This is a genomic window from Streptomyces justiciae, from assembly GCF_015163075.1.
Taxonomy (GTDB): Bacteria; Actinomycetota; Actinomycetes; order Streptomycetales; family Streptomycetaceae; genus Streptomyces; species Streptomyces justiciae.
In genome coordinates this window covers 229772-255284 of the sequence record NZ_JADDXU010000010.1, presented here as the reverse complement: position 1 = coordinate 255284, position 25513 = coordinate 229772, and the positions used below count along the sequence as shown (strand labels likewise).

General features: G+C 69.9%; 23 protein-coding genes. 16 read left to right on the top strand and 7 right to left on the bottom strand.

What is annotated here, in order from left to right:
- Positions 1 to 44 precede the first annotated feature (44 nt).
- From IQ210_RS27430 to IQ210_RS27420, 3 genes are all read left to right on the top strand, one after another.
- Positions 45 to 3086 (top strand): alpha-mannosidase, encoded by a 3042-nt coding sequence (locus tag IQ210_RS27430; RefSeq protein WP_194081800.1) that lies wholly within the window; start codon positions 45 to 47, stop codon positions 3084 to 3086.
- 3 nt (positions 3087 to 3089) lie between these two features.
- On the top strand, positions 3090 to 4340 hold the full coding sequence (locus IQ210_RS27425) for an alpha-L-fucosidase (RefSeq protein ID WP_194081799.1): 1251 nt from the start codon (positions 3090 to 3092) through the stop codon (positions 4338 to 4340).
- A gap of 207 nt (positions 4341 to 4547) precedes the next feature.
- The gene (locus IQ210_RS27420; RefSeq protein WP_228048410.1) at positions 4548 to 5369 is read left to right on the top strand and encodes a sulfotransferase family protein; all 822 of its coding nucleotides are present in this window, start codon (positions 4548 to 4550) and stop codon (positions 5367 to 5369) included.
- Positions 5370 to 5372: 3 nt separating this feature from the next.
- On the opposite strand, the gene IQ210_RS27415 is transcribed toward IQ210_RS27420, so the two are convergent.
- Together IQ210_RS27415 and IQ210_RS27410 are read right to left on the bottom strand one after the other, a co-directional pair.
- On the bottom strand, positions 5373 to 7067 hold the full coding sequence (locus tag IQ210_RS27415) for a carbohydrate binding domain-containing protein (protein ID WP_194081798.1): 1695 nt from the start codon (positions 7065 to 7067) through the stop codon (positions 5373 to 5375).
- Positions 7068 to 7249: 182 nt separating this feature from the next.
- Positions 7250 to 8377 (bottom strand): ATP-grasp domain-containing protein, encoded by a 1128-nt coding sequence (locus tag IQ210_RS27410; RefSeq protein WP_194081797.1) that lies wholly within the window; start codon positions 8375 to 8377, stop codon positions 7250 to 7252.
- Positions 8378 to 8624: 247 nt separating this feature from the next.
- Here IQ210_RS27410 and IQ210_RS27405 point away from each other — a divergent pair, with 247 nt between their 5' ends.
- Complete coding sequence (locus IQ210_RS27405) at positions 8625 to 9485, top strand: metallophosphoesterase family protein (protein ID WP_194081796.1); 861 nt, start codon at positions 8625 to 8627, stop codon at positions 9483 to 9485.
- A complete protein-coding gene (locus tag IQ210_RS27400) occupies positions 9482 to 10162 on the top strand; it encodes a 4'-phosphopantetheinyl transferase family protein (RefSeq protein WP_194081795.1) in 681 nt (226 codons plus the stop codon). Before IQ210_RS27405 ends, IQ210_RS27400 begins: the two co-directional genes overlap by 4 nt.
- Before the next feature lie 59 nt (positions 10163 to 10221).
- Here IQ210_RS27400 and IQ210_RS27395 read toward each other — a convergent pair whose 3' ends face one another.
- Positions 10222 to 10452, bottom strand: a complete 231-nt coding sequence (locus IQ210_RS27395) for a hypothetical protein (protein ID WP_126275376.1) — start codon at positions 10450 to 10452, stop codon at positions 10222 to 10224.
- Positions 10453 to 10694: 242 nt separating this feature from the next.
- On the opposite strand from IQ210_RS27395, the gene IQ210_RS27390 reads away from it, so the two are divergent.
- On the top strand, positions 10695 to 11717 hold the full coding sequence (locus tag IQ210_RS27390) for an alpha/beta fold hydrolase (protein ID WP_194081794.1): 1023 nt from the start codon (positions 10695 to 10697) through the stop codon (positions 11715 to 11717).
- A 34-nt stretch (positions 11718 to 11751) separates the two neighbouring features.
- Here IQ210_RS27390 and IQ210_RS27385 read toward each other — a convergent pair whose 3' ends face one another.
- Complete coding sequence (locus IQ210_RS27385; protein WP_194081894.1) at positions 11752 to 12285, bottom strand: toxin-antitoxin system, toxin component; 534 nt, start codon at positions 12283 to 12285, stop codon at positions 11752 to 11754.
- Positions 12286 to 12317: 32 nt separating this feature from the next.
- Positions 12318 to 12974, bottom strand: a complete 657-nt coding sequence (locus IQ210_RS27380) for a helix-turn-helix domain-containing protein (protein WP_194081793.1) — start codon at positions 12972 to 12974, stop codon at positions 12318 to 12320.
- Positions 12975 to 13211: 237 nt separating this feature from the next.
- Here IQ210_RS27380 and IQ210_RS27375 point away from each other — a divergent pair, with 237 nt between their 5' ends.
- On the top strand, positions 13212 to 13871 hold the full coding sequence (locus IQ210_RS27375) for an MmyB family transcriptional regulator (protein WP_194081792.1): 660 nt from the start codon (positions 13212 to 13214) through the stop codon (positions 13869 to 13871).
- Positions 13872 to 13885: 14 nt separating this feature from the next.
- On the opposite strand, the gene IQ210_RS27370 is transcribed toward IQ210_RS27375, so the two are convergent.
- Together IQ210_RS27370 and IQ210_RS27365 are read right to left on the bottom strand one after the other, a co-directional pair.
- Complete coding sequence (locus tag IQ210_RS27370; protein WP_194081791.1) at positions 13886 to 14650, bottom strand: cache domain-containing protein; 765 nt, start codon at positions 14648 to 14650, stop codon at positions 13886 to 13888.
- A gap of 39 nt (positions 14651 to 14689) precedes the next feature.
- On the bottom strand, positions 14690 to 15448 hold the full coding sequence (locus tag IQ210_RS27365; protein WP_194081790.1) for a FadR/GntR family transcriptional regulator: 759 nt from the start codon (positions 15446 to 15448) through the stop codon (positions 14690 to 14692).
- 103 nt (positions 15449 to 15551) lie between these two features.
- Here IQ210_RS27365 and IQ210_RS27360 point away from each other — a divergent pair, with 103 nt between their 5' ends.
- The 9 genes from IQ210_RS27360 to IQ210_RS27320 all read left to right on the top strand — a co-directional run bounded on the left by IQ210_RS27360 (position 15552) and on the right by IQ210_RS27320 (position 25492).
- Positions 15552 to 16589, top strand: coding sequence for an ABC transporter ATP-binding protein (locus tag IQ210_RS27360; protein WP_194081789.1), 1038 nt, complete (start codon positions 15552 to 15554; stop codon positions 16587 to 16589).
- 60 nt (positions 16590 to 16649) lie between these two features.
- A complete protein-coding gene (locus IQ210_RS27355; protein WP_194081788.1) occupies positions 16650 to 17858 on the top strand; it encodes an ABC transporter substrate-binding protein in 1209 nt (402 codons plus the stop codon).
- 3 nt (positions 17859 to 17861) lie between these two features.
- Positions 17862 to 18725: an ABC transporter permease gene (locus IQ210_RS27350; RefSeq protein WP_194081787.1), complete on the top strand. Its 864-nt coding sequence runs from the start codon at positions 17862 to 17864 to the stop codon at positions 18723 to 18725.
- Positions 18726 to 18735: 10 nt separating this feature from the next.
- On the top strand, positions 18736 to 19551 hold the full coding sequence (locus IQ210_RS27345) for an ABC transporter permease (RefSeq protein WP_194081786.1): 816 nt from the start codon (positions 18736 to 18738) through the stop codon (positions 19549 to 19551).
- A 64-nt stretch (positions 19552 to 19615) separates the two neighbouring features.
- Positions 19616 to 20611, top strand: coding sequence for a LacI family DNA-binding transcriptional regulator (locus tag IQ210_RS27340; protein WP_194081785.1), 996 nt, complete (start codon positions 19616 to 19618; stop codon positions 20609 to 20611).
- A gap of 110 nt (positions 20612 to 20721) precedes the next feature.
- The gene (locus IQ210_RS27335) at positions 20722 to 22071 is read left to right on the top strand and encodes an ABC transporter substrate-binding protein (protein ID WP_194081784.1); all 1350 of its coding nucleotides are present in this window, start codon (positions 20722 to 20724) and stop codon (positions 22069 to 22071) included.
- A gap of 2 nt (positions 22072 to 22073) precedes the next feature.
- A complete protein-coding gene (locus IQ210_RS27330; RefSeq protein WP_194081783.1) occupies positions 22074 to 23030 on the top strand; it encodes a carbohydrate ABC transporter permease in 957 nt (318 codons plus the stop codon).
- Positions 23027 to 23893: a carbohydrate ABC transporter permease gene (locus IQ210_RS27325; RefSeq protein WP_194081782.1), complete on the top strand. Its 867-nt coding sequence runs from the start codon at positions 23027 to 23029 to the stop codon at positions 23891 to 23893. Before IQ210_RS27330 ends, IQ210_RS27325 begins: the two co-directional genes overlap by 4 nt.
- A gap of 33 nt (positions 23894 to 23926) precedes the next feature.
- Positions 23927 to 25492 (top strand): glycoside hydrolase family 13 protein, encoded by a 1566-nt coding sequence (locus tag IQ210_RS27320; protein WP_194081781.1) that lies wholly within the window; start codon positions 23927 to 23929, stop codon positions 25490 to 25492.
- Positions 25493 to 25513: the final 21 nt, after the last annotated feature.

Genomic DNA, 25513 nt, shown 5'->3' with positions numbered 1-25513 from the left:
GCTTTCCCCGACCTCTTGAATCTTCCTCCTCTCTGGAGCTCTCCATGCACGACGAACGCCGACGGATCGAGGAGCGCGTAGAGCGCCTCCACACCCAGCGCATCAAGCCCGCGATCTACGCGGCCACCGTCCCCTTCGAGGTCGAGGCGTGGCAGGCGCCCGGGGAGCCGGTCTCCTTCGAGGAGGCCGCGGCCGCCCGCTACGAGCCCTTCGCCATGAACACCCCGTGGGGCCCGCCCTGGGGCACCACCTGGTTCCGGATGCGCGGCGAGGTGCCCGCCGGGTTCGCCGGGCGGCGCGTCGAGGCGGTCATCGACCTCGGCTTCGTCGGCGACTGGCCCGGCAACCAGGCCGAGGCCCTGGTCCACCTGCCCGACGGGCGCCCCCTGAAGGCGGTCAACCCGCTCAACCAGTACGTCCCGATCGCCAACCCGGCCACCGGCGGCGAGCAGATCGACTACCTGGTCGAGGCCGCCTCCAACCCGGACATCCTGGCGAACAACTTCTCCCGGCCCACCCTGATGGGCGATGTGCTGACGGCGGGCGACAAGCCGCTCTACACCTTCCAGCGCGCCGACATCGCCGTCCTCGACGAGGAGGTCTGGCACCTCGACCTGGACATCCAGGTGCTGCTCGGCGTCATGACCCACCTCGGCGACCACGAGCCCCGGCGCCACGAGATCATGCACGCCCTGGACCGGGCCATGGACGCCCTGGACCTCGACGACATCTCGGGCAGCGCGGCTGCCGTCCGCTCGGTGCTCGCCCCCGTCCTGGCGAAGCCCGCCCACGCCAGCGCCCATGTCGTCTCCGGCGTCGGCCACGCCCACATCGACTCCGCCTGGCTCTGGCCCATCCGCGAGACCAAGCGCAAGACGTCCCGCACCTTCTCCAACGTCACCTCGCTCGCCGACGAGTACGACGACTTCATCTTCGCCTGCTCCCAGGCCCAGCAGTACGAGTGGGTCCGCGACAACTACCCGCACGTCTGGGCCCGCATCCAGGAGTCCGTGAAGAAGGGCCAGTGGGCGCCGGTCGGCGGCATGTGGGTCGAGTCCGACGGCAACCTGCCCGGCGGCGAGGCCATCGCCCGCCAGCTCATCCACGGCAAGCGGTTCTTCATCGAGCACTTCGGCATCGAGACCAAGGGCGTCTGGCTGCCGGACTCCTTCGGCTACAACGCCGCCTACCCGCAGCTCGCCAAGCTCGCCGGCAACGAGTGGTTCCTCACCCAGAAGATCTCCTGGAACCAGACCAACAAGTTCCCCCACCACACCTTCTGGTGGGAGGGCATCGACGGCACCCGCATCTTCACCCACTTCCCGCCCGTCGACACCTACAACGCCCGCTTCTCCGGCGAGGAGATGGACCGCGCGGTCCGCAACTACGCCGAGAAGGGCGCCGGTACGCGCTCGCTGGCCCCCTTCGGCTGGGGGGACGGCGGCGGTGGCCCCACCCGCGAGATCATGGAACGCGCGCGCAGGCTCGCGGACTTGGAGGGCTCGCCCAAGGTCGTCGTCGAGCACCCCGACGAGTTCTTCGCCAAGGCCCGCGCCGAGTACGAGGACGCCCCGGTCTGGCACGGCGAGCTCTACCTGGAGCTGCACCGCGCCACCTACACCTCCCAGGCCCGCACCAAGCAGGGCAACCGCCGCAGCGAACACAAGCTGCGCGAGGCCGAGTTGTGGGCGACGACGGCCGCACTGCACGCGCCGGACTACGCCTACCCGTACGACAAGCTCGACCGGCTGTGGAAGACGGTCCTGCTCCACCAGTTCCACGACATCCTGCCGGGCTCCTCGATCGCCTGGGTGCACCGCGAGGCGGAGGCCGAATACGCCCGCGTCGCCGAGGAGTTGGAGGCGCTGACGGCGGAGGCGGTCGAGGCACTGGGCGGCGGCGGTGCGCGGGTCTTCAACACCAGCCCCTACGACCGGGCCGAGGTGATCCGTACGGCCGAGGGCTCCCTCGCGTATGTGTCGGTGCCCGCGAACGGCAGCGCTCCGGCAGTGGCCGCGGAGCCTTCGCACCCCGTGACGGTCGAGGGCCGCGTCCTCGACAACGGCCTGGTCCGCGTCGAGGTGGCGGAGGACGGCACGCTGTCGTCCGTCTACGACCTGCGCGCTCAGCGCGAAGTCCTCGCGGACCAGGGCAACTTGCTGCGCCTGCACACCGACCTCCCGAACTACTGGGACGCCTGGGACATCGACAAGCACTACCGCAACCGGTACACGGACCTGCTGGAGGCCTCGTCTGTCGAGGTCGTCTCGGAAGACCCGCTGCTCGGTGCGGTCCGCGTCACCCGCGACTTCGGCAAGGGCTCGAAACTCGTCCAGACCATCACCCTGCGCGCCGGCAGCCCCCGCATCGACTTCGAGACCGAGATCGACTGGCACGAGGCCGAGAAGATCCTCAAGGCCGGCTTCCCGGTGGACGTCCGCGCCGCGCACTCCTCCGCCGAGATCCAGTTCGGCCACATCCAGCGCCCCACCCACACCAACACCAGCTGGGAGGCGGCCCGCTTCGAGGTCTCCGGCCACCGCTGGGTGCATGTCGGCGAGCCCGGCTACGGGGTCGCTGTCATCAACGACTCGACGTACGGTCACGACGTCACCCGCACGGTCCGCGAGGACGGCGGTACGACGACGAAGGTCAGCCTCAGCCTGGTCCGCGCCCCGCGCATCCCGGACCCGGAGGCCGACCAGGGCAAGCACCGCTTCACCTACGCGCTGCTGCCCGGCGCGAGCATCGAGGACGCGGTCGCCGAGGGTTACGCCCTCAACCTTCCGCTCCGGGTGGCGGATGCGGCGGGCGCGCCCGAGCCGGTCGTCTCGGTCGACGGCGACGGCATCACCGTGGAGGCGGTCAAGCTCGCCGACGACGGGTCGGGCGACGTGGTGGTGCGCCTGTACGAGTCGCGGGGCGGCCGTGCGCAAGGGCTGCTGCGGACCGGCTTCCCGCTCACGGGAGCCGACGTCACCGACCTGCTGGAGCGCCCCCTGGAGGCCGCGAACGTCACGGACGGCGCCGTCTCCGTCGCGCTGCGCCCCTTCCAGATCCTGACGCTCCGGCTCCGGAGGGGGTGAACCATGCCGATGCAACCGTGGTTCACCGACGCCAAGTTGGGGATCTTCATCCACTGGGGCATCTACGCCGTCGACGGTGTCCAGGAGTCCTGGTCGTTCTACGACGACATCGTGCCCCACGACCGGTACATGTCCCAGCTGGAGCGCTTCACCGGCGCCAAGTACGACCCGCGCGAGTGGGCCGACCTGTTCGCCCGCGCGGGCGCCAAGTACGCGGTGCTGACGACCCGTCACCACGACGGAGTGGCGCTGTGGGACACGGAGTTCGGCCACCTGAACCTGGGCAGGGACTACCTCGGCCCCTACGCCGAGGCCCTGCGTGAGAAGGACCTCAAGGTCGGCTTCTACTACTCCCACTCCGACTGGAACCACCCCGACTACGCCACCACCCGCAAGCCCGGCCGCCCGCCGGAGCTGGAGGACAACCCGTACTCCGAGTGCGCGGCGGAGGACGAGGACCTGGCGGGGTGGGAGAGGTTCCTCGCCTACCGCGACGGGCAGATCCGCGAACTGGCCTCCCGCTACCGGCCGGACCTGATGTGGTTCGACGGCGAGTGGGACCGCAGTGAGGAGCAGTGGCGCATTCCGGAACTGGCCGCGCTCATACGGTCGTACGTGCCGGACGTCGTGTTCAACGCGCGCATGCTCAGTGAGGGCGACTACGCCACCCCCGAGCAGGGTGCGCCCATCGAACCGCCGGACGGGCCCTGGGAGTTGTGCCTCACCATCAACGACTCGTGGGGCTACCAGCACGCCGACCACAACCACAAGTCGCTCACCCAGCTCATCCGCTACTTCACCGAGACCATCGGGGGCGGCGGCAACCTGCTGCTCGACGTCGGCCCCATGGAGGACGGCACCATCCCGCAGCCGCAGGTGGAACGCCTGGAAGGGCTGGGGGAGTGGATCGGCAAGCACGCCGAGGCCGTGTACGGGACGGTGCGCGGGCTGCCGGCCGGGCACCACTACGGGCCGAGCACCCTGTCCGCCGACCGCCGCACGCTCTATCTCACGCTCTTCGACATCCCGCGCGCGGAGATCGGTGTCCGTGGTCTCGTCACCGGGGTCCGCAAGGTCACCGTCCTCGGTACCGGGGCCGAGCTCGGCCATCGGGTCGTCGGCGGGCTGCACGACGCGGTGGGAGTGCTGTGGATCGACCCGCCGGCCCTCACCGACCTGGACCCGCACGCGACGGTGCTCAAGGTCGAACTGGACGGGGAGCTGGGGTTGTACCGGGGGTCGGGACGGTTCTGATTCCCATCGAGAATTAAGAGAGCGGTAAGTGACCAGGTCACGGCGGGTTTTCGACCCGCCGTGACCTCTCTCGTTTCCCTGCCTGACACCTTCGCTTCGCCCGCCGCCCCTGGGATGCGAAATGCAGAAGCGCAAGAGAGAGGTGGCCCCGTGCGAGACCCCCGCATGTCAGCGATCGGCAAGGGACTGAGGCGTCGAGGGAGGCTGATGAAGGAGGCGGTGAGCCCGCCGCGCCGCAACCTGGACGCCGTACCCACGCCCCGGCCCAGGCCCACCGACGACCGGTACACGGCCCCTTGCGCCCCGCGCCTCGTGGAGTCACCGGTGTTCGTGCTGTCGTCCGTGCGCTCGGGCTCGACCCTGCTGCGTGTGCTCCTGAACAGCCACAGCCGCGTCCGCGCCCCGCACGAGATGCATCTGCGCACCCTGCACGTCGAGTTGAGCCGCGACTTCACCGCGGAGGCCATGAAGGCCCTCGAACTGGACCGGCAGGAACTGGAGCACATGCTGTGGGACCGGGTCCTGCACCTCGAACTCGCCCGCAGCGGCAAGGACGTCATCGTCGACAAGACCCCGGCCAACACGCTCATCTGGCCCCGGCTGCACCGATGTTGGCCGCAGGCGAAGTACATCGTGCTGCTGCGCCACCCGGGCGCCGTCATCACCTCGCTGACCAACCGCCGCACCGATCCCGACCATGAGGCCATCCGGGCGGAAGTCCTGGAGTACGCCGAGAAGTTGGAGGAGGCGCGCCGGAACCTCGACGCGCACGTCATCACGTACGAGGAACTCACCGCCGAGCCGGAGCGGACCACCCGCGGTCTGTGCGACTACCTCGGCGTGCCGTGGGAGCACACCATGCTGGACTACGGCGATCAGGACCACGGCAGCTTCCGCCCCCAGCTCGGGGACTGGAGCAGCACCATCAAGTCCGGCCGCGTGCAGCCCGCGCGCCCGGCGGACCCGGAGACCGAACTGCCCCCACGCCTGGTCGAGTTGGCGCAGGCGTGGGGGTATCGAGCCGGTTGAGCGTCAGCCGGTGAAACCGGCCGTGATCGAGGTGAACTGCCAGTTGTTCTGGCTGATGCCGGAGCAGTTGCTCACCACGCCGCCACCCGCGCACGGCCGGTCGCGGTTGACCGACCAGAACGCCAGCCGGGCGATGTGGTGGGAGTTCGCCCAGTCACGGATCTGCGTCCAGATGGCCGGGCTCGTCAGCTCCTGCTGGTCGCTGAGCCCGTTCATGCCCGAGATGCCGATGTGGGCGTAGGCGGTGGCGTCGTCCCAGCCGAAGGTGGACTTCAGCTTGGCCTTCAGGCCCTCCGTCGCGTTCACGGTGTTGCCGTACATGTCGGAGCCGCCGCCGAAGTCGAACGGCATGATGGTGAAGACGTCGATGTCGGCGCCGATCGACTTGGCCTGCTCGATCAGCCGGTTGCCGTAGTAGGTCGGTCCGGTGGTCGAGGTGCCGAAGGTGACGATGGTCTTCAGGCCGGGGTTGTTGGCCTTGACCGTCTTCAGCGCGGTGAGGATCCTCGCCTGCACGGCCTCGTTCTCGAACTCGTCCGTGTTCTCGATGTCCATGTCGATCGCCTTGAGCGAGTAGGCGTCGATCACCTTCTGGAGAGCGGCGGCGAGCGCACTGGCGGAGGAGCAGTTGGCGCCGAGCTTGCTGCCCTGCCAGCCGCCGAACGAGGGCACGATGTCCCCGCCCGCCGAGCGGATCTGGTTGATGACGCTCTGGTCGACCCCGCCGGTCAGCGGCCGGTTGCTGTCCCACATGGGGTTGCAGCCGCCGCCGTCCAGCATGAACGCCATCGTGAACCACTTGATGCCGGTCGAGCTCATCACGGTCGACACGCTCGGCGGATCGCCCCAGCCCTCGTACAGATAGGGCGCGGCCTGCTTGAACCCGGTACCGCCCCCGCCGCCCGCGTCGGTCGTGACGCTCACGGAGTTGGAGGCCGCCGAGGAGTTACCGGCGGCGTCCCGGGCCTTCACGGTGAAGGTGTAGGCGGTGCTCGCGGAGAGCCCGCTGACGGTGGCCGTCGTACCGGAGACGCTCAGCACCTGGTTGGAGCCGCTGTAGATGTCGTACGCGGTGACGCCGACGTTGTCGGTCGAGGCGTTCCAGGCCAGCGACACGGTGGAGGAGGTCTTCGCGGTGGACCGGAGACTGGTCGGCGCGGTCGGCGCCTGCGTGTCCGAACCGCCGCCACCGGGCCCGTCGAGGCTGATGTCGTCGGCGTAGTAGGTGCCCTGCGCGTACCAGCCGTGGGTGTAGATGGTGGCGCTGGTCTGCGAGGCCCCGGTGGTGAAGTTGACGCTGAGCTGGGCGTACGCCGACGGCGACGACGTCCAGGTGGAGGCGCCGCCGTCCACGCCGAGATAGACGTAGCTGCCGCGCACCCAGCCGCTGAGCGTGTACGCCGTGTTCGGCTTGACGGCGACCGTCTGGCTGCACTTGGCGTTGTCACTCGAACTGACCGCCCCCGCAAGGGCCTTGGAGCCGCCGTGCACGGGGGAGGAGACGACCGAGCCGAGGTTCCCGGTACAGGACCAGGGGGAGACGCTGCCCGACTCGAAGCCGGGATTGGTCAGGATGTTCGCCGCCTGAGCGGTGCCGGGGAGGGCAACGGCTCCACCGAGCGCGAGCCCGGCGGTGGCGAGGAGAGCGAGAAGTCGACGTCTGGGACGTCTGAAGGGGTTGCTGGTTGGGTTGCGCACGCGATCTCCCTGAAGGAATGGGGGTGTTCGGGAGTGCAGGGGGTGCGCAACAAAGTTGGTATGGACCAATCCGCCTGTCAAGACGAACGACAGAATTGGTCCATACCGGTGAGGTTGAGGTTCCTTCAGGGGCGCGGGGAACTGCGCGACAAGCCACGAACTACCCGCACCCGGCAACGAACCTAAAGCGGCAGTACAGAAGCCGCGGCCTCAGTTGTAACTGGCTCGGCCATCACAGGTGACGGCACCGCAGGCAACGGCTCCAAAGCCCTCTGCTGCGGCAGCGAAACGGCCCGCAACGGCCGCGGCCCCGAAACCACCGTGTAGTCCTGTCCCAGGAACGGCGGCACCATCTCCCCCGGATCCTCGCCGAGCGCCAACTGCACAGCAGCCCAAGGTGCGTTCACCCCACACAGCGACAGCTGATGCAAACCCCCAGCTGGACGCGTGTTGACATCCATGAGAACGGGCCGGTCCCCGAACATCCGGAACTGGATGTTGGACAGGTAGTGCAGCCCGAACCCCTCCGCGATCAACCGCGCCGGCTCCAGCCACTGCTCGTGCAGCGTGAACCCGCGCCGGCGCCCGTTCTTCGTGCGGCCCACCGCCAGCCGAATCCGGTTGTCGGGCCCCGTGAGACAGTCCACCGACACCTCCGGCTGCTCAAGACGCGGCATCACCAGCCAGTCCACCGCCTCGTCGGCCTGCCGCAACGCCTCGACGACCACGTCCAACGGGACGTACGGGCTGGGGAAGCCGTTGAGGTGAACGAGCGAGAAGGGGGCGCGCGTGATCACGCGGAAGCCCACCCCGCCCGCACCGGACGCCGGCTTGAAGCACGCCTTGTGGCCGCCGGCCTCCAACTCCTCGACGGCCGCGACGAGTTCGTCGGCCGACCGCACCCGGAACCACGGCGGCACCGGTACCCCGATCGCCTGCACGGCCTCGTAGGCGATCACCTTGTCCTCGAAGACGGCCACGGCCTCCGGCGGCGGTGCAAGGAGCGCCGTACCCACAGCCTCGAACTCGGCCCGGTGCGCCACGATCGCCGACTGGTGCAGCCGGGGCACGAACACGTCGATGCCGCGCCGCTGGCACTGGTCGAGCGCGTACTCCACGTACCCGGCGGGGGACAGGCCCTCCGGCTCCAGGTCCGCGGTGTCGGCGGCGGCCAGTACGGGGGAGTCCGCGTCGCCGTGCGTGGCATGGATCTCGACGGCGCGATCGCTGGGATTTTTCCGCAGCTGATCCATGAAGAACACGTTCTCCGCGTACGTGCGGTTGAGCCAGACGCGTACGCGAGAGATCATGCAGGCCGCCTTTCGGGGTTTTCGGGCAGGGCGAAGCAGGCCGTGCCCGGCCAGGGTGGTTTTTAGGGACACCAAACCGCCCTGTAAGAAGGGAAGTTCATGGCGGTGGTGTTGGGGCGATCATACGGCCTGCCGGGGCCCTCGCGTGCAACGTGCGTGTTACGGATTTTTCGATCTTGAACTACCCTCCCGGCGGCGCCCGAATATGCTGTCGTGGTCGTATCCGGGTGCGCGGAGGGGGCGGGACGTGACGTCGACGGCCGGTGGCGCCGCACAACTGCTGGCCATCAGTGACCTGCACATCGGCTACCCCGAGAACCGCGACCTGGTGGAGGCCATGCGCCCGGAGACGGACGACGACTGGCTGCTCGTCGCCGGTGACGTCGCGGAGACCGTCGGTCAGATCCGCTGGGCGCTGGAAACCCTCGCCGGCCGCTTCCGCAAGGTGATCTGGGCCCCCGGCAACCACGAACTGTGGACCCACCCCAGCGACCCCGTCACCCTGCGCGGCGTCGCCCGCTACGAGCACCTCGTCGAGGTCTGCCGCGACCTGGGCGTCCTCACCCCCGAGGACCCGTACCCCGTCTGGGAGGGCCCCGGCGGCCCGGTCGCCGTCGCGCCGCTCTTCCTCCTCTACGACTACTCCTTCCTGCCCGCCGGCTGCACGACCAAGGAACAGGGCCTGGAGTACGCGCACGGCACCGGCATCGTCTGCACCGACGAACACCTGCTGCACCCCGACCCCTACCCGACCCGCGAGGCCTGGTGCCGCGCCCGCGTCGCCGAGACCGAGCGCCGGCTCGAGGCGCTGCCGGACGACCTGCCCACCGTCCTCGTCAACCACTACCCGTTGGACCGGCACCCCACGGACGTCCTGTGGTACCCCGAGTTCGCCATGTGGTGCGGCACCACCCTGACCGCCGACTGGCACCGCCGGTTCCGCGTCGAGACCATGGTCTACGGCCATCTCCACATCCCCCGCACCACCTGGCTCGACGGGGTCCGCTTCGAGGAGGTGTCGGTGGGCTACCCGCGCGAGTGGAGCAAGCGGCCGGAGCCGCCGGGGCGGCTGCGCCGGATCGCGCCCAGGGAGGTCGGCGCGCTGTGATCGAGGACCTGCTGCCGGACTCCGTGGTGGCCGTGGAGATCCACGGTCAGGCCGAGGCGGAGAACATCACGCTGTACCCCGAGGAGGCCGCGCTCGTCGCGCAGTCCGTCGCCAAACGCCGCCGCGAGTTCGCCCTCGTACGGTCCTGCGCCCGGCGGGCGATGGAGAAGCTCGGCGTCCCCCCGCAGCCGGTGCTGCCCGGCGAACGCGGCGCCCCGCAGTGGCCCGCCGGCCTGACCGGCAGCATGACCCACTGCGACGGCTACTGCGCCGCCGCCCTCGTCCGCGCGGCCGACCTGACCTCCCTGGGCATCGACGCCGAACCCCACGGACCGCTCCCGGACGGCGTCCTCGACAGCGTGTCGCTGCCCGGCGAGCGGATCAGGCTGCGGCACCTCGCCGAGAGCCATCCCGGCATCCACTGGGACCGGCTGCTGTTCAGCGCCAAGGAGTCCGTCTACAAGGCGTGGTTCCCGCTCACCGGCACCTGGCTCGACTTCGCCGAGGCCGACATCGAGATCCTCGTCGACCAAGGCGAGTTCCCCCGTGGACGGCTGCGCGCCGAACTGCTCGTCCCCGGGCCGGTCCTGGCCGGACAACGGCGCGGCGTGTTCGAAGGGCGCTGGACCGTCCGGGACGGGCTGGTGGCCACGTCGGTGGTCGTGCCGCACGCCTGAGCGCGCGGCACCACCAGCGGTGTTCCACCGCGCCAGGCGGCTTCCTGTCGCCCGGCTCCCTAGGGCGTCGGCGGACACCAGTTCTGGAGCAGCCGGAAGAAGGCCTCCTCGTTGCCGGCGAGCCCCGCTTCCGCCAGCGCCTGCTCCGCCTCGGCGAGGACGGCGGGCGGCACGACGGGTGGTCGCCTGCCGTCCGGCGGACCGTCGAACGCGGCCCGGACGGTGTGCAGCAGCCGCAGGTAGGCCTGTACGGCGGTGCGCTCGCGGTCGGTGAGTACGGCGGTGGGCATCGGTCGGCTCTCCCCAAGTCGGCTCGTCGGTCGGCCCCGCCAATGAGGGCCCGACTCCAGCTTGCCAACCGGCACTGACAATCCGGTCCCGCTACACGTCCGTTCGCCCGCTTAGCCGAGGCGAAACCTGATCGAAATCGCCGGTGGGAACAGGGTTCTACGCTGGAGTGGAAGGGCTTTCAGCCGCACCCGGCGGCCAGGCACGGCCGGGCGGGCGGCTGCGGAAAACGGGAGGCACGTACGTGGTCGACGTCCCGCATCGGCGCCCCGCGCGCACCGTGAGGCTGCGCTCGGTGGGCGACGGCGAACTCGAGTTGCAGTACCGGGTGGTGCACGGATACCGGCGCGCCTTCCGCATGGCCGGCGAGGGCCCGGCGCTCGTCCTCATCCACGGCATCGGGGACTCCTCGGCCACCTGGGCCGAACTCATCCCCGACCTCGCCCGCACGCACACCGTCATCGCCCCCGACCTGCTCGGCCACGGCGCCTCCGACAAACCCCGCGCCGACTACTCGGTGGCCGCGTACGCCAACGGGGTGCGGGACCTGCTCACCACGCTCGGCATCGAGTCGGCGACCCTGGTGGGGCACTCGCTCGGCGGGGGCGTGGCGATGCAGTTCGCCTACCAGTTCCCCGAGCGGACCGAGCGGCTGATCCTGGTCAGCGCCGGTGGCGTGGGGCGCGAGGTCAATCCGATGCTGCGGCTGGTCTCGCTGCCCGGCGCCCATCTGATGCTGTCCGCGCTGCGGTTGCCGGGCGCCCGGCTTCAAGTGGGGCTCGCGGTGCGGCTGATGAAGGCCATGGACACGGACCTCGGGCAGGACGCTCCTGATCTGCTGAACCTGGTCGACGCGTTGCCCGACGAGACCTCCCGGAACGCGTTCATCCGGACCCTGCGTGCCGTGGTCGACTGGCGGGGGCAGGTCGTGACGATGCTGGACCGGTGCTATCTCACCGAGGGCATGCCGACCATGCTGCTGTGGGGCGACCGGGACAGCGTGGTGCCGGTGCGGCACGCCTTCGGGGCGCACGAGGCGATGCCCGGGAGCCGGCTGGAGATCTTCGAAGGCGCCGGGCACTTCCCGTTCCACGCCGACCCGGGGCGGTTCGTGGCGCTGGTCGAGGAGTTCACGCGCGGCACCGCGCCGGCGGACTGGAGCCGGGAGCACTGGCGGGAGTTGCTGCGGGAGGGGCGGCCGGGCGGCCTGCGTGACCGGGCGGCGGGGCGGGAGCTGCTGGAGGCGAGCGAACGCAGCGCCACGTGAGGGCCGCGGTACGGGTCGGGCGTGCTCAGCCTGCTCAGTTCTGCGGGCCCAGATAGCCCAGCGACGCCTCGATACGGCCCGCCAGCCGGTCCCGCTGCACCGGACCCCGTACCGACGAACCGTCCAGCCAGGTACGGCACTTGCTGGCCAGCAGCAGGCCGAAGCGCTCGGCCTCCTTCTCGTCCTCCTGGTCGAAGCGGCTGCGGGCGGCGACCCTGAGGACGGCCGCCCTGAGGTCCCCGTCGTCGCTGAGCATCCGGGCCGCCACGGCGGCGCCCTCGACATGGTGGCTGCTGTGACCGGCCTGCATGTGCCACAGCTCGTGGCCGAGGATGACCAACTGGTGGTCGGGGGCGGTGCGTTCCTCCACGACGACCAGGTCCTGGTCGGCCATGTCGAGCCACAGGCCGCTCGCGGTGCCGACCGGGAAGGCGGCCGTACGGAAGTGGACCGGGCGGCCGCGGCGGCGGCTCATCGCCTCGCAGAGGGCCGTGTACAGCTCAGTGGGATGTGCCGCGGGGGCCGGGAAGGGCAGCTCCGCGACCAGTTCGCCGCACAGGCGGCGCATGTCCCTACCGATGCCCACAGTTAACCCCCGGCTCACGACTCGGGCCGTTTGACGCTCTCCAGAAGCATGTCCAGCCATTCGGCGACCTTGTCGCGATGCTGGTCGGTCGGCAGCTGTGCGGCCCGCCAGGCGATTCCGCGGACGCCGTGGTCCTGGAGGAGCTGCTCCAGCGGGTCGCCCGCGGTGGCGACCGTCTCCTTCTCGCGGTCGGCCAGCTTCTGCAGGAGATCCTGTTCGGTGCGCTGCAGGGCGCCGGCCAGGGCCTCGGGGTCCTCCGCCGTGAGGAAGCCGGCGTGCACCCGGAAGAAGCGCTGGATGGCGTCGCAGTGCTCCATCGTGGGACGCCGGTCGCCGTTGATGAGGGCGCCCGCCTGCTGGCGTGACATGCCGGCGCCGTCGGCGATCTCCTGCTGGGTGTACTTGCGGCCGTTGGGCTTCAGACGCGTGCGGCGCAGGAGGTCCAGGCGCTGGAGGAAGCGGGCCTGGATGTCCGGCTCGCCGGCCGGGCGGCCGCTCAGCAGGGCCTTGACCACGGACTCGGGGACACCGCTGGCCACCGACAGGCGGCCGGTGTGGAAGACCTCCGCATGCGGCACACCGAGCCGGTCGGCGAGTGCGGTGACGCGAGCGACGACGGCCGGCAGCGCAGCCGTCACCGGGGCACCCGGACTCGCGAAGCCATCCGCCACCGACAGATCTCCTACGTCTCTCACAGGCTTCTCACAAGCAGCTCAACACAAGCGGTTGCCGTGAACTCCGGGGAGAGTAGCCGTTGTTCGAACGCACATCCAGGTCTCGCCACAACTGTGGCCAATTTCAGCCGTCAACCGACACGAAATGCCACGATAGTTGACACCGCTCGCGTCCGGGCAGCAGGATCAGGGCGCCACGCGCGTGGCCGCATAGGCAAGAGGGGTGACCTCCCGATGGCACAGCAGGCAGGAGGGCAGCGGCCGCAGCCGCGGGCCGTCCCCGACAGTCCCGAGGCCCGGGCGTATCTCCAGGACTACGCCACCCTTCTGGAAGCCGTTCCCTTTCCTTCGCTCGTGCTCGACGAGCGGTGGGACGTCGTTCTGTCCAACGCTGCTTTCGCGTCACTTTTCGGCGGTGTGGGTCCGCATCCGACCGCCATGCCGGACGACAACTTCCTGAGATTCGTGCTCTTCCACCCGGACGCCGGCACCGTGCTCGGGGAACACGAGTCGAGCTGGTGTCTGCCGATGCTGGCCCACTTCGCCGCCGCGGTGGAGCGGGACGGGCATGATCACGGGCTGCAGGCGATCCGCCGGGACATCGCCCAGGACCCCATCATGGACGCCGCCTACCGGCACGGCCTGCCGCACTGGATCAGGGTCGTCGGCGAGCGCGCCTTCGCACACGACGGCGCCGTCCGCCCGCTGCTGCACCCGGACCCACGCTGGGGCGCCACCGAATGCCGGGTCGTCGACGAGACGCCCGGCACGCTCCGGGACCTCGGTTACACCCGGCTGACGCTGGTCCTGCGCGAGACCCGGCGCTCCCCGGCACGCGCGCGTGGGACGCGCCGGTCGACCGCGCACCTGAGGGTCGTGCCCGCCGCCGAGTGAGTGCGGGCGGGCCCTCACGCCTGAGCGGGGCTCACCAGCACCAACGGCACCCCGTCGCACGGCATCAGCCGCACCCCGTCGGCCTGCGTCGGCCGGCCCGTCGCCAACACCCGCCCGAAATCCGGGCCCTTGCCGAGCGAGCCCACCAGATGGCGTGGGTCGGTGGACGCCGCCACCCGCCCCCGCGCGTTCACCAGCCGCGCGGGACCCGGCAACCGGCGCAGCATCGGCATGACCGCCGCCTCGAAGTGCCGTAGATACACGTCCGCGGCGGCCACCCCGGCGAACCGGCCCTCGACCAGCACCGGCGCGGACAGAGTGAGGCTGTACTCGTCCGAGCAGAGGTAGTCGACGTACGGCCCCGCCACCGCCCGCTCCCCGGTGTCACGGGGCAGCGCAAACCAGTCCCAGTGCGTGTAGTCGGCGTACGCCGAGTGCTCGGGGTCGAGGTCGAGGAGCAGCGGCCGTACGTCTCCGTCGGAGCCCGTCTGCCACCACTCCAGCCACGCCGGTACGTCGCTGAGCAGGCCCGGCGCGGCCACGAAGCCGACGCCGGACACCAACTCGTCCCGGGCCAGGCGGCCGTGCAGACCGGGGCGCAGGGCGGCGAGGTCCACGGTGGCCGGGCGGCGGCCCGTGGCGGCCACCCGGGCCAGCAGGGCCGCGGTGTCGGCGCGGGTCGCGGAGACCGCGTCGAACACGGCCTCCAGCGTCGAGCGGACGCGGGCCGCGACCGATTCCTCCGGTGCCTTGTCGAGCGTTGCCGTCGCGAGGCTCATGGCTGCCCTCCAGCGGACGGGACCTCGCGAGCGGTGCGGCTACAGCGTCAGACGCAGGGCGATCAGCCGCGACGTCGACTCCCGGACGCACCGCTCGGCCTGTTCCCTGGCCAATTCGTGGGCCCCATCCTGCACGGCCGAGATTACGAATCGGAGTCGCTCGGAGACCTCTTCACGATATTCGTCGTCCCCGAGCACAAGGCAGAGCAGGGCCCCCACTTCGGTCTGGAGGGCCACCTGCTCCCGGGTGAGGCGGGCCGACTGCGATGCCGCCGCGAGTTCGACGTGGAAGCGGCCGTACACCCGGCTGCGCGCCGCCGCATCCGCGGCCTGCGTCAACTCCTCGGCCGTACGGCGGAGTTGGACCAGGTCGTCCGGTTCGGTGCGGTCGGCGGCGAGCCGGGCCGCCGTGCCGGACAGGGCCGCCCAGTGGTCGCCGAGGTCGCGTAGTTCCTCGGTGCTCCAGCCGCGCAACCGGACCTTGAGGCGGTCCTCGCCGGGGACCTCGGGGAGCGAGACGAACGAGCCGCCGCCGCGGCCCCGGCGGGTGGTGACCAGGCCCTGCTGGCGCAGTGCCATGAGGGCCTCCCGCAGGGTCACCGTGGAGACGCCCAGCTGGCCCGCCAGCTCGGTCTCGCCCGGGAGTTGCTCGCCGTCGGCGAGCAGGCCGAGCTCGATGGCGTCGCCGATCCGGCGCACCACGGCGTCGACCCGCGCCCGGCTGTCGACCGGGGCGAAGACGGCTTTCCGGGCGCCGCCGTTCATCTGCGTCTGCTTCACGGCCACCACCTTGCTCATTGACTCAAGCTTTACCCTAAGGGGGCCTTGAGCTTTGAACTATGACTTCATATGTTTCCCGTCAATAGGTCAACGCATGAGAGCACCAGGAAGGTTCCCGCCCATGGAGGGAATGGCGATCCGGCTGCAGGGTCTGCGGAAGTCGTTCGGGGAGACGACCGCCGTGGCCGGGGTCGATCTGGAGATCCGGGACGGCGAGTTCTTCTCGATGCTCGGTCCCTCCGGCTCCGGCAAGACCACCGTCCTGCGCATGATCGCCGGGTTCGAGGCCCCGAGCGGCGGCCGGATCGAGCTCGCCGGGCAGGAGGTCACCGGGCTCGCACCCTTCGAGCGGGACGTCCACACCGTGTTCCAGGACTACGCCCTGTTCCCGCACATGACCGTCGAGCAGAACGTCGCCTACGCGCTCAAGGTCCGCAAGGTGCCCAAGGCGGAGCGGCTTGTGCGGGCGCGGAAGGCCCTGGCGGAGGTGCGGCTCGAAGGCTTCGGCAAGCGGCGGCCCTCCCAGCTCTCCGGCGGGCAGCGGCAGCGCGTCGCCCTCGCCCGCGCCCTCGTCGGCCGCCCCCGCGTCCTGCTCCTCGACGAACCGCTCGGCGCCCTAGACCTCAAGCTGCGCGAACAGATGCAGGTCGAGCTCAAGGCACTCCAGCGCGAGGTCGGCATCACCTTCGTCTTCGTCACCCACGACCAGGAGGAGGCCCTGACGATGAGCGACCGCATCGCCGTCTTCCACCAGGGCCGCATCGAACAGGTCGGCACCCCCGCCGAGGTCTACGAACGCCCCGCGACCCCGTTCGTGGCGTCCTTCGTCGGCACCTCCAACCTCCTCGTGGGCGAGTCCGCCCACCGGATCGTCGGCGCCCCCGGCACCTACAGCATCCGGCCGGAGAAGATCCGCGTCCTCAAGGAGTCCGCCGAGGCCGACCAGCCCGAGCACTCCACCGCCGTCGGCACCGTCGCCGAGGTCGTCTACCTCGGGGACGCCACCCGCTTCCTCGTCGACCTCGACGCCGGCGGCCGCCTCACCGCCCTCCAGCAGAACCTGGAGACCTCCTCCGAGGACGTCGCCGCCTACCGCGGCACCCGGGTCCGCCTCCAGTGGCACCGACAGCACGCCGTGGCCGTGCCCGTCCCCGACTGACGCTCTACAGGAGTTTCGACCCCGCCTACAAGAGTTTCGACCCCGCTCGTCCCCTCACGTATGGAGTACGTCGTGCGCTCTACCCTCAAGGCGGCGGCAGCCGTCGCCGCACTGCTCCTCGCCGCCACCGCCTGCGGATCCTCCGACGACGGCAACGGCTCCGCGGCCACCGGCCTCAACCCCCCTGACCTGAAGGCCCCTTCGAAACTCGGCAAGACCGAGGGCCAGGTCAACCTCATCGCCTGGGCCGGCTACGTCGAGGACGGCTCCAACGACCCCAAGGTCGACTGGGTCAGCGACTTCGAGAAGCAGACCGGCTGCCAGGTCAACTCCAAGACCGCCGCCAGCTCCGACGAGATGGTCAAACTGATGAAGACGGGGGAGTACGACGCAGTCTCCGCCTCCGGCGACGCCTCGCTGCGCCTCATCGCCTCCGGCGACGCGGCCCCCGTCAACACCGCCCTCGTCCCCAACTACCAGGACATCTTCAGTGGGTTGAAGGACGGCGACTGGAACTCCGTCGATGGGCAGATGTACGGCATCCCGCACGGCCGCGGCGCCAACCTGCTGATGTACAACACCGAGAAGGTCACGCCCGCGCCCACCTCCTGGGCCGCTGTCTTCGACGACGCCTCGAAGTACAAGGGCCACGTCACGGCGTACGACTCGCCCATCTACATCGCCGACGCGGCCCTGTACCTGAAGGCCACCAAGCCCGACCTCGGCATCAAGGACCCGTACGCCCTGGACCAGAAGCAGTTCGACGCCGCCGTGGACCTGCTCAAGCAGCAGAACGCGAACATCGGCGAGTACTGGAGCGACTACCTGAAGGAGATCTCCGCCTTCAAGAGCGGGGACTCCGTCGTCGGCACCACCTGGCAGGTCATCGCCAACCTCACCGCCGACGAGGGCGCCAAGGTCAAGGCCTTCGTGCCCAAGGAGGGTTCGACCGGCTGGTCCGACACCTGGATGGTGTCCGCCAAGGCCAAGCACCCCAACTGCGCCTACAAATGGCTGGACTGGATCGTCTCCCCGAAGGTCAACGCCCAGGTCGCCGAGTACTTCGGCGAGGCACCGGCCAACTCCAAGGCCTGCGACCTGACCAGCGACAAGAACTTCTGCACGACGTACCACGCGGCCGACGAGGGCTACTGGAAGAACATCGCCTTCTGGAACACACCCATCGAGCAGTGCCTCGACGGCCGCACCGACGTCAAGTGCGTGCCGTACGCGAAGTGGGTCCAGGCCTGGACCGAGATCAAGGGCTGACGCATGGCCCTGATCACACGGACCGCGGGGGCGCTGCACCGGCGCCCCCGCCTCCGGCTCACCCTCCTGCTGACCGCCCCGCTGCTGTGGCTCGCGGTGCTCTATCTCGGCTCGCTCAGCGTGCTGTTCGTCTCCGCGTTCTGGACGACGAACTCCTTCACCTCGGAAGTCGTGAAGGTCTGGTCGACCGACAACTTCCATGAGCTGTTCACCGTGCCGGTCTTCCGGCAGGTGATCCTGCGCAGCGTCGGAGTCGCCCTGGCCGTCACCGCCCTGTGCGCGGTGATCGCTTTCCCGCTCGCCTTCTACACCGCGCGGGTCGCGAAGCCGAAGTGGCGGCCGCTGCTCGTCGTCGCCATCCTCACCCCGCTGTGGGCGAGTTACCTGGTCAAGGTGTACGCCTGGCGGCTCATCCTCTCCGAGGGCGGGCTCGCCGACTGGATGCTGAAGCCGTTCGGGCTGAGCGGACCCGGGTACGGGCTGACGGCGGCGGTGCTGACGCTGACGTACCTCTGGTTGCCGTACATGATCCTGCCGATCCACACCGCGCTGGAGCAGCTGCCCGCCAACCTCCTTGACGCCTCTGCCGACTTGGGGGCCCGGGGCTGGCGGACCTTCCGGTCCGTCGTGCTGCCGATGGTGCTGCCGTCGGTGGCGGCGGGGTCGGTGTTCACGTTCTCGCTCAGCCTCGGCGACTACATCACCGTGCAGATCGTCGGCGGCAAGACCCAGCTCATCGGCAACCTCGTCTACTCCAACATCGAACTCAACCTGCCCATGGCCGCCGCCCTCGGCACGGTCCCCGTCGTCGTCATCGTGCTGTACCTGCTGGCGATGCGGCGCACGGGCGCCCTGAGCAGCCTGTAGAGGAGCCCCCGTGCAACTGTCCCGCTCCGCGCGGATCGCCTTGCGCGTCGCCGCCGGGTTCGGCTTCGTGGTGATCTACGTGCCGCTGCTGCTCGTCCTCGTCAACTCCCTGAACCCGGACCGGAGCGCGAGCTGGCCGCCGTCCGGGCTGACCCTGCACTGGTGGTCGGTGGCCTGGGACAACTCCGGGGCGCGGGCGGCGCTTTGGACGTCGGTGAAGGCGGGGCTGGGAGCCACGGCCATCGCCCTGGCGCTGGGCACGCTGATCGCGTTCGCCGTCGCCCGGCACCGGTTCTTCGGCCGGGACGCGATCTCCTTCGTGGTGGTCCTGCCGATCGCGCTGCCCGGCATCGTCACGGGCATCGCCCTCAACTCGGCCTTCAGTACGGTACTTGAGCCGCTCGGGGTCGGGCTCGGGCTGTTCACGGTGGTCGTCGGGCACGCCACGTTCTGCATCGTCGTCGTCTTCAACAACGTCGTCGCCCGGCTGCGGCGTACCTCCGGGTCGTACGAGGAGGCGGCGATGGACCTCGGCGCCAACACCTTCCGTGCCTTCGCCGACGTCACCTTCCCGCTGGTGCGCTCGGCGCTGTTCGCGGGCGGGCTGCTCGCCTTCGCGCTGTCCTTCGACGAGATCGTGGTGACCACGTTCACCGCGGGACCGGGCGTGGAGACCCTGCCGATCTGGATCTTCAACAACATGACCCGGCCGCAGCAGGCGCCGGTGGTCAACGTGGTGGCGGCGGTGCTGGTGCTGCTGTCCGTGATCCCGATCTATGTGGCCCAGCGGCTGTCGGCGGACACGGCGACCGGCAGCCGGGTCTGAGGACTCGGCACTCGTTTTCGTCATCCCGCAAGCCGCTTGCATTTCTTGCGCTATTCTTGCGCACATGACGCGACGACTTGCCGAGGTGGCGAAGAAGGTCGGGGTCAGCGAGGCCACGGTCAGCCGGGTGCTCAACGGCAAGCCGGGAGTCTCCGAGTCCACCCGGCAGGCGGTGCTGTCCGCCCTGGACGTGCTCGGCTACGAGCGGCCCACGCAGCTGCGCGGTGAGCGCGCGCGGCTCGTGGGTCTCGTGCTGCCCGAGCTCCAGAACCCGATCTTCCCGGCGTTCGCCGAGGTCATCGGGGGCGCGCTCGCGCAGCTCGGACTGACGCCGGTGCTGTGCACACAGACCAAGGGCGGCGTCTCCGAGGCGGACTATGTGGAGCTGCTGCTGCAACAGCAGGTGTCCGGTGTCGTCTTCGCCGGCGGGCTGTACGCGCAGGCCGACGCCCCGCACGACCACTACCGGCTGCTCGCCGACCGCAAGATCCCGGTGGTGCTGGTCAACGCGTCCATCGAGGCCCTCGGCTTTCCGGGGGTCTCCTGCGACGACGCGGTGGCGGTGGAGCAGGCCTGGCGGCACCTCGCGTCGCTGGGGCACGAGCGGATCGGGCTGGTGCTGGGACCGGCCGACCATGTGCCCTCGGCGCGCAAGCTCGCCGCCGCGCAGGCCCTGGGGGACCTGCCCGAGGAGCATGTCGCCCGCGCGATGTTCTCGATCGAGGGCGGGCACGCGGCGGCCTCCCGGCTCATCGACCGGGGTGTCACCGGCATCATCTGCGCCAGTGACCCGCTGGCGCTCGGCGCCATCAGGGCCGCCCGCCGCAAGGGCCTGGACGTCCCCTCCCAGGTGTCGGTCGTCGGGTACGACGACTCGGCGTTCATGAACTGCACCGAGCCACCCCTCACCACCGTCCGCCAGCCCATCGAGGCCATGGGCAGGGCGGCCGTGGAACTGCTGAACACGCAGATCAACGGCGGTTTCGTGACCCGTGAGGAGCTCCTGTTCGAACCCGAGCTGGTGGTGCGGGGCTCGACGGCACCACCGCCCCGTTCCTGAGATCCACCTGACTGTCAAATAATTTCAGATTGTGCGCGACATCTTGCGGACGGATGTCGCCGGTGCTTGAGTGTGCCCCGCCCACCGCTCCTGCCCAGAGGGGTCCACCGATGAGAAGCACCGGGTTCCGCCGTACGTTCGTCGCGCTCAGCGTCAGCTCGCTCGCCCTCGCCCTGACCTCCTGCGGGTCCGGCGACGAGGATTCCGCGAGCGGCAAGACCCGCATCACGGTCAACTGCATGCCGCCCAAGAGCGCCAAGGTCGACCGCTCGTTCTTCGAGGCGGACACCGCCGCCTTCGAGAAGCAGAACCCGACCATCGACGTCGTCGCCCACGACGCCTTCCCCTGCCAGGACCCGAAGACCTTCGACGCCAAGCTCGCCGGCGGCCAGATGGAAGACGTCTTCTACACGTACTTCACCGACGCCAAGCACGTCGTCGACATCGGCCAGGCGGCCGATCTCACGCCGTACGTGAAGGAGTTGAAGAGCTACGACACCATCCAGCAGCAGCTGCGCGACATCTACACCGTCGACGGCAAGATCTACGGCATCCCGCGCACCGGCTACTCGATGGGCCTGATCTACAACAAGAAGCTCTTCGAGAAGGCCGGCCTCGACCCCGAGCAACCCCCCACCACCTGGGAGGAGTTGCGCGCCGACGCCAAGAAGATCGCCGCCCTCGGTGACGGCACCGTCGGCTACGCCGACTACAGCGCCCAGAACCAGGGGGGTTGGCACTTCACCGCCGAGCTGTACTCCCAGGGCGGCGACGTGGTCAGCGCCGACGGCAAGAAGGCGACGGTCGACACCCCGCAGGGCCGGGCCGTCCTCCAGAACCTGCACGACATGCGCTGGACCGACGACTCCATGGGCAGCAAGCAGCTCCTCGTCATCAACGACGTGCAGCAGATGATGGGTTCCGGCAAGCTCGGCATGTACCTCTCTGCCCCCGACAACATCCCGATCCTGGTCAAGGAGAAGGGCGGCGACTACAAGGACCTCGCGCTCGCCCCCATGCCCGGCGGCGAGGGCACGCTCATCGGCGGCGACGGCTACATGTTCAGCAAGAAGGCCAGCCCCGCCCAGATCCGCGCCGGGCTGAAGTGGCTGGACCACATGTTCCTCACGCCCGGAGACGGCTTCCTCGGCGACTACGCCCGCGCCAAGCAGAACGACGCCCCCGTCGGCCTCCCCGAACCCCGGCTGTTCACCGGCGCCGCCGACGCCAAGGACCAGCAGGTCAAGAAGGCCAACGCCAATGTCCCGGTGGAGAACTACCAGGCCTTCCTCGACGGCAACCAGAACCTCGACATGAAGATCGAGCCGCCGCACGCCCAGCAGATCTACTCCGTCCTCGACGGCGTCGTCTCCGCCGTCCTCACCAAGAAGGACGCCGACATCGACCAGCTCCTGAAAGACGCCGGCAGCAAGATCGACGGCATCCTCGCCCGGGGCTGACCATGACGAAGACGGCTCATCGACGACCGGCCGAGGCCATCGCCGTACGACCGGTCAAGGCGCCGTCCCCGGCAGGGGACCGGAGGCGGCGCCGCCTCGCCGACCAACTCCGCGCCCACGCCTTCCTGATCGGCGGCCTGCTCTGCTTCGCGCTGTTCTCCTGGTACCCGGCGATCCGCGCGATCGTGATCGCCTTCCAGAAATACACGCCGGGTTCGGACGCCGAGTGGGTCGGCACCGCCAACTTCACCCGCGTCTGGCACGACCCGGAGTTCACCGCCGCCTGGCGCAACACCCTCACCTTCACCCTGCTCGCCCTGCTGCTCGGCTTCGTCGTCCCCTTCGTACTGGCCCTGGTGCTCAACGAGTTGCGGCACGCGAAGGCGTTCTTCCGGGTCGTCGTCTATCTGCCGGTGATGATCCCGCCGGTGGTCAGCGCCCTGCTGTGGAAGTGGTTCTACGACCCCGGCGCCGGCCTCGCCAACGAGGCGCTGCGCTTCCTGCACCTGCCCACCTCGAACTGGTCCAACGGCGCCGACACCGCGCTGGTCTCCCTGGTGATCGTGGCGACTTGGGCCAACCTCGGCGGCACCGTCCTGATCTACCTGGCCGCCCTCCAGTCCATCCCCGGCGAGCTGTACGAGGCCGCCGAACTGGACGGCGCGAGCCTGCTGCAACGCGTCCGGCATGTGACGATCCCTCAGACCAGGTTCGTCATCCTGATGCTGATGCTCCTTCAGATCATCGCGACGATGCAGGTCTTCACCGAGCCGTTCGTCATCACCGGCGGCGGCCCCGAGAACGCCACGGTCACCGTCCTCTACCTGATCTACAAGTACGCCTTCCTCTACAACGACTTCGGCGGGGCCTGCGCGCTCAGCGTCATGCTCCTGATCCTGCTGGGCGCCTTCTCGGCCGTATATCTGCGCCTGACCCGCTCCGGAGAGGAGGGCGCATGAGCGCCGCCACCCGCACCCTCGTCTCCCCGGCCACCCTCGCCCGTCCGCGCGGCAGGGCCGTGTACTGGACGGTCTTCACCGTGGTCGTGCTCCTCTTCGCGCTGGCCTTCCTCTTCCCCGTGTACTGGATGGTCACGGGCGCGGCGAAGTCCCCCGACGAGGTCGCGCAGACCCCGCCCACCCTGGTCCCGCAGCAGTGGCATCTCGACGGCTACACCGACGCCTGGGACCTGATGCAGCTGCCGACCCACCTCTGGAACACCGTCGTCCAGGCCGCCGGCGCCTGGGCGTTCCAGCTGGTGTTCTGCACGGCCGCCGCCTACGCCCTGTCCAAGCTGAAGCCGGCCTTCGGCAAGCTGATCCTCGGCGGCATCCTCGCCACCCTCATGGTCCCCACGCAGGCCCTCGTCGTACCGAAGTACCTGACCGTCGCCGACCTCGGCCTGCTCAACGACCCCCTCGCCATCTGGCTCCCGGCGGTCGCCAACGCCTTCAACCTCTACCTCCTCAAGCGGTTCTTCGACCAGATCCCGCGCGACGTCCTGGAGGCCGCCGAGATCGACGGGGCCGGGAAACTGCGCGTCCTGTGGTCGGTCGTGCTGCCGATGTCCCGCCCGGTGCTCGGAGTCGTGTCGATCTTCGCGCTGGTCGCCGTGTGGCAGGACTTCCTCTGGCCGCTGATGGTCTTCTCCGACACCGACAAGCAGCCCATCAGCGTGGCCCTCGTCCAGCTGTCGCAGAACATCCAACTCACCGTGCTCATCGCGGCGATGGTCATCGCCAGCATCCCGATGGTCGCCCTGTTCCTGGTCTTCCAGCGGCACATCATCGCCGGGATCAGCGCGGGCAGCACGAAGGGCTGACACCGCCCGTACGCCTACAGAAGGGAACCCCCAGTGGGACAGCCCACGGACTGGTGGCGCTCCGCCGTCATCTACCAGGTCTACGTCCGCAGCTTCGCCGACGGCGACGGAGACGGCACCGGCGACCTCGCCGGCGTCCGCGCCCGGCTGCCGTACCTCGCCGAACTCGGGGTGGACGCGCTCTGGTTCACCCCCTGGTACCTCTCACCGCTGAAGGACGGCGGCTACGACGTCGCCGACTACCGCGCGATCGACCCGGCCTTCGGCACCCTCGCCGAGGCCGAGAAACTCATCGCCGAGGCACGGGAACTCGGCATCCGGACCATCGTCGACATCGTCCCCAACCACGTCTCCGACCAGCACCCCTGGTTCCGCGCGGCACGCGAGGGCGGCCCGGAGCGCGAGCTGTTCCACTTCCGCCCCGGACGCGGCGCCGACGGCCAACTCCCGCCCAACGACTGGCGATCGGAGTTCGGCGGGCCCGCCTGGACCCGCCTCGACGACGGCGACTGGTACCTGCACCTCTTCGCCCCCGAACAGCCCGACCTCAACTGGGCCCACCCCGCCGTCCGTCAGGAGCACGAGGACATCCTGCGCTTCTGGTTCGAGCGCGGCGTCGCCGGTGTCCGCATCGATTCGGCCGCCCTCCTCGTCAAGGACCCCCGCCTGCCGGACTTCGTCCAGGGCCGCGACCCGCACCCGTACGTAGACCGCGACGAACTCCACGCCGTCTACCGGTCCTGGCGGGCGATCGCCGACGAGTACGACGGGATCTTCGTCGGCGAAGTGTGGCTCCCCGACACCGAGCGCTTCACCCGCTATCTGCGCCCCGACGAACTCCACACCGCCTTCAACTTCGCCTTCATGACGTGCCCTTGGGACGCGGGACGGCTGCGCACGGCCGTCGACGAGACCCTCGCCGAGCACGCCCCGGTCGGCGCCCCCGCCACCTGGGTGCTCTGCAACCACGACGTCACCCGTACGGTCACCCGCTACGGCCGCACGGACACCGGCTTCGACTTCGCCACCAAGGCCTTCGGCACCCCGACCGACCTCCCTCTCGGCACCCGGCGGGCCCGCGCGGCCGCCCTGCTGTCGCTCGCCCTGCCCGGCGCCGTGTACGTCTACCAGGGCGAGGAGCTGGGGCTGCCCGAGGCGGACGTCCCCCGTGACCGGATCGAGGACCCGATGCACTTCCGGTCGGGCGGCTCCGACCCGGGGCGGGACGGGTGCCGGGTGCCGTTGCCATGGGCGGCCGAGGCGCCGCATGCCGGGTTCGGGGGCGAGCCCTGGCTGCCGCAGCCGGACGACTGGTCGGACTATGCCGCCGACCGCCAGGCCGGTGACCCCGGCTCGATGCTCACCCTGTACCGCGAGGCCATCCGGCTCCGGCCGGAGTTCGGCGACGGCCCGCTCACCTGGCTGCCCGCGCCGGACGGCGTGCTCGCCTTCGCCCGCGCGGAGGGCGCGCTGTGCGTGGTGAACCTCGCCGACACCCCAGCCGACCTGCCGCCGCACAGCGCGCTCCTCCTCGGCAGCGGTCCCTTGGACTCCGCAGGACGCCTCCCGAAGGACGTTGCCGTCTGGCTCCGAGCCTGAACCCCGGCCCCGTCCAGCAAG